The 3867-nt window shown below is 65.5% G+C and carries 4 protein-coding genes; 2 read left to right on the forward strand and 2 right to left on the reverse strand.

Features of this window, described 5'->3' with window-relative positions; translation table 11 throughout:
• Together ACTIIH_RS16000 and ACTIIH_RS16005 are read left to right on the forward strand one after the other, a co-directional pair.
• A partial coding sequence (locus ACTIIH_RS16000) for a baeRF2 domain-containing protein (RefSeq protein ID WP_441452816.1) occupies positions 1 to 756 on the forward strand: 756 nt, incomplete at its 5' end.
• 94 nt (positions 757 to 850) lie between these two features.
• The gene (locus ACTIIH_RS16005) at positions 851 to 2395 is read left to right on the forward strand and encodes an SDR family oxidoreductase (protein ID WP_441452817.1); all 1545 of its coding nucleotides are present in this window, start codon (positions 851 to 853) and stop codon (positions 2393 to 2395) included.
• 27 nt (positions 2396 to 2422) lie between these two features.
• Here the strand turns inward: ACTIIH_RS16005 and ACTIIH_RS16010 are convergent, their stop codons facing one another.
• Positions 2423 to 3289, reverse strand: a complete 867-nt coding sequence (locus ACTIIH_RS16010) for an NAD-dependent dehydratase (protein WP_441452818.1) — start codon at positions 3287 to 3289, stop codon at positions 2423 to 2425.
• Positions 3286 to 3867 (reverse strand): FAD-binding domain-containing protein (locus ACTIIH_RS16015; protein ID WP_441452819.1); only part of this gene is annotated, 582 nt, incomplete at its 5' end. The genes ACTIIH_RS16010 and ACTIIH_RS16015, both read right to left, overlap by 4 nt.

Consider the following 3867-nt stretch of genomic DNA (forward strand, 5'->3'; position numbering starts at 1 on the left):
GAAGGCGACGCGGCGCACTACGGAGACGTGCCCGAACTCGGAGCCTACCTCCGCCAGGAATGCAGACAGTTCGATATCGTCCTCGTCATCGCCGGCCAGGACGGGGCGGCCATTCGTGAGCTGAGCGTAACCCCGGATCGCGAACGCACCGAGAACGAGTCGGTCCACGTCACCGGCGACAACGACGAAGACATCAACAAGCCGCGGCGAGGAGCATACTCACACAACCAGATCCGGCGTCGTGTCGACGAGATCATCAAAGACAACGCTCGCAGTGTCGCCGACTTCGTCGACCGTCTCATCACAGACCACGCGCCGGACGCACTCGTTCTGGCCGGAGAGGTGCAGGGCAGAACCGCCGTCAAGGCTGAGCTGTCGGCACGAGCCGAGGAGATGCTCCATGAGATCTCCGAGGGCGGCGATGAAGACGAAGGTGCCGAAGAGGCGATTGACGTGGCCATCAGGACGTTGGTGACGAGGCTCGCCGAAGAACGAGAGGCTGAGAACTCGGAGCGTCTGGGCGAAAGCAAAGCACACGGCCGTGCGGTCGAAGGGCGAGCAGAAGTCGAAAAGGCAGTGGAACGCGGAGCGGTGGCGGTCCTTCTACTCGATGATGCCGAGACCTCAGCAGGAGAAGCGGAGATCGTCTCCGCGGCTATCCTGTCCTCAGCTGAGATCGGTCTCAGCCACGATCCGATGAGCGACGGCATTGCTGCGATCCTCCGCTACGACGTCGGCGCTGCGCTGGCGGACTGAGCAGCAGCTATACGATGGCCAACAGTATCCGGTGGGTTAGATGTGTATGGTTGGTCCGTGACAGCCGATCTCGGCAGGCCGGAAGGATCCCCTGATGAATCGCCCGACGGAACGCTCGACCCCGCCCGACCCGAAGTCGCTCGGCGACGAAGTCATCCGCCAAACACGCACCCCGCGACGCGTGCTCGTGCTCGGGGCGACCGGTTACATCGGCGGTCGCCTCGTGCCTCGACTGCTGCAGGCCGGGCACCAGGTTCGGGTCGGGGTGCGGCGACCGGAGAAGCTCAAACAGGTTCCATGGGCAGCTGACGTCGACGTGAGAACCGTCGACCTCGACTCCGGTCGTGGACTGTCGGACAGCCTCACCGGCATCGACACGGCCTACTACCTGGTGCACTCCATGGGCTCTGGCGGGGACTTCGAAGCCGCCGAGTCCGCGGCGGCCACGCGTTTCGCCGACGAAGCCGCCGCGGCCGGTGTGGGCCGTGTCGTCTACCTCGGAGGGCTCCATCCCGAGGGACGTGAGCTCTCGAAGCACATGCGCTCACGAGCGAACGTCGGACGGATTCTGCTCGACTCCGAGGTCGACGCGATCGTCTTCAACGCCGGCATCATCATCGGCTCCGGATCGGCTTCGTTCGAGATGATCCGCCACCTCGCCACGACCTTGCGCTGGATGCCGGCACCGGACTGGGTGTCCAACCGCGTCGAGCCGCTGTCGGTTCGTGACGCTCTCTACTATCTTCTCTCCGCGGCCGATGTGCAGGAGGCGGTCAACCGGTCCTTCGATATCGGTTCACGTCAGATTCTCACTTATGCGAACGTGATGCGTACCTTTGCTGCCGTCGCAGGGCTCAAGCCCCGCCACGTCATCGCTTTGCCTCTTCCCGCCCCGACGCTGTCAGGCATCTGGGTCGGGTTGGTCACCCCGCTGCCGTTCAGCCTCACCTTGCCGCTCGTCCAATCCTTGCAGGAGGATGCTGTGGCCTCGTCGCACGAGGTTGATGAGGTCATTCCGCCCCCCGAGTCCGGGCTCATCGGGTTCGCCGACGCCGTCCGACTCGCCCTGCGCCGCGAAGTCGAAGGGGCCGTGGACACGAACTGGGACGCCGACGCCGGAGAGCTCGACGAGGCGGCCCAGCCGTCGCCCAGTGATCCGAAGTGGTCCGGCCGGCGCATCTTCACCGATGAACGGTCGACGACGATCAGCGGTGTCAGCGCCGCCGAGGTGTGGCCTGTGATCGAGGGGATCGGCGGGTCGAACGGATGGTACTCATGGCCGTTGGCGTGGAAGGTCCGAGGAGTCTGGGATAAAGCCGTCGGGGGAGCGGGCCTCAACCGCGGTCGACGCCTGCCCGACAGCCTGCGCATCGGCGACCCCGTTGACTGGTGGAGAGTCGAGGAGCTGGAGCCGAACTCTCGTCTTCTGCTGCGCGCCGAGATGAAGGTCTCCGGGCACGCGTGGCTCGAATTCGCTCTGACAGACTCAGTCGAAGGCTGTGAGTATCGCCAGACGGCGACCTTCATCCCCACTGGAGTGCGAGGCCGCATCTACTGGGCCCTCGTCGCCCCGTTTCATCGCTTCATCTTTCCCGCCATGGCGAAGAACATCGCAGCCGAGGCGCGGCGCCGAGCCTGAACGTCCCGTCCCCGGTTTTGTTCATGATCAGGGGGCTGTCGTCAGCATCGAAGCGAAGCCGTGCCGGTAGGTGGGGTAGCCGAGTTCGCCCATGAGCGAGCCGAAGCGAGTTCCGTCGATCCGTTTGCCGCTCGGCTTCTCGTCGTCGGCATGGCCGGGGACGGGCACGCCGAGGCGGCCGGCGATGAAGGCGGCGACGTCGCCCATCTGGGCAGGAAGCGAATCGACAGCGTGGATCAGGTCCGGCGGTTCCGAGGCAAGTGCCAAGCGCTCGAGGCCGCGGACGAGGTCGTCTCGGTGGATGCGGTTCGTCCACCGCTGATGGTTGAACCGCTGGCCGCGTCGCACGGAGTCGATGAGGCGGGTGCGGCCAGGTCCGTAGATACCAGCCGGGCGGACGATCGTGAGGTGGTCGAAGAGTTCGGCCGCCTCGGACTCGGCCGCAGCGAGGACCTCACCCGGCCCGGACCCTGGGGCGAGTGGAGCGTCTTCGGTGATCACACGCGTCGGGTCCTCCGCAAGGACACGCGTGGAAGAGACCAGGATGACTCGGCCCGGCTGTGACCCGAGCACGCGGGCGAGACCTCTCAGCCCGTGGAGGTAGGCCCGTTCGTATCCGGTCCGAGTCGGTTCGTCCGAAGTCAGAGTGATCACGACCGCATCGAGTGCGTCCAATCGCGGATCGCTGCAGTCCGCGGCATCGACCCGATCGCGGCCGGGAGCTCCGAATCCGGAGAGATCCATACTGATCGTCTCGAAGGCGTCGGGCAGTTCGGCGACGCGTCGGCGCAGGCCGATCACCCGGTGCCCCTGGTCGACCAGTCGCAGGCCCAGCCGTGTGCCCAGGTCTCCGCACCCGGCCATGAGAATCCTGCGTCCGTTCGTCGTGCTCATTTCGCCTCACTCTTCATCCGGTCATAGGCGGCCAATGCCGCCTGGCGCGATGCTTTGAGATCGACGATCGGCTCGCGATCACCCTGCGAGCGTTCCGCCCGAGTGAGACCGCCCGGACCGCGGCCCAACCACCTGCCCACGTACTCGTAGTCGGGATCGAAACGCTCACGTTGGCGTTCGGGATTGAAGATCCGAAAATACGGAGCCGCATCGGCTCCGCACCCGGCCACCCATTGCCACGAGACGGGGTTGTTGGCTTCATCGGCGTCGACCAGCGTGTCCCAGAACCACTGCTCGCCGTGCCACCAGTGGATCAGCAGATTCTTCGTGAGAAAGCTCGCCGTCGCCATCCGCACTCGATTGTGCATCCATCCGGTCTGCCACAGCTGAGCCATGCCGGCGTCGACGAGGTCGATCCCGGTCGTACCGCTGCACCAGTGGTCGAGTGCTTCGGGGTCGTCCTCATAGGGGAAGGACGCGAATTCCGGCCGCATCGGTTCGGATTCGACGGCCGGCAGGTGATAGGTCAGGTGCCAGGAGAACTCCCGCCAGTAGAGCTGCCGGATCCATGCCTGCCG

It is taken from the genome of Brevibacterium sp., assembly GCF_052105255.1.
GTDB classification, from domain to species: domain Bacteria; phylum Actinomycetota; class Actinomycetes; order Actinomycetales; family Brevibacteriaceae; genus Brevibacterium; species Brevibacterium linens_B.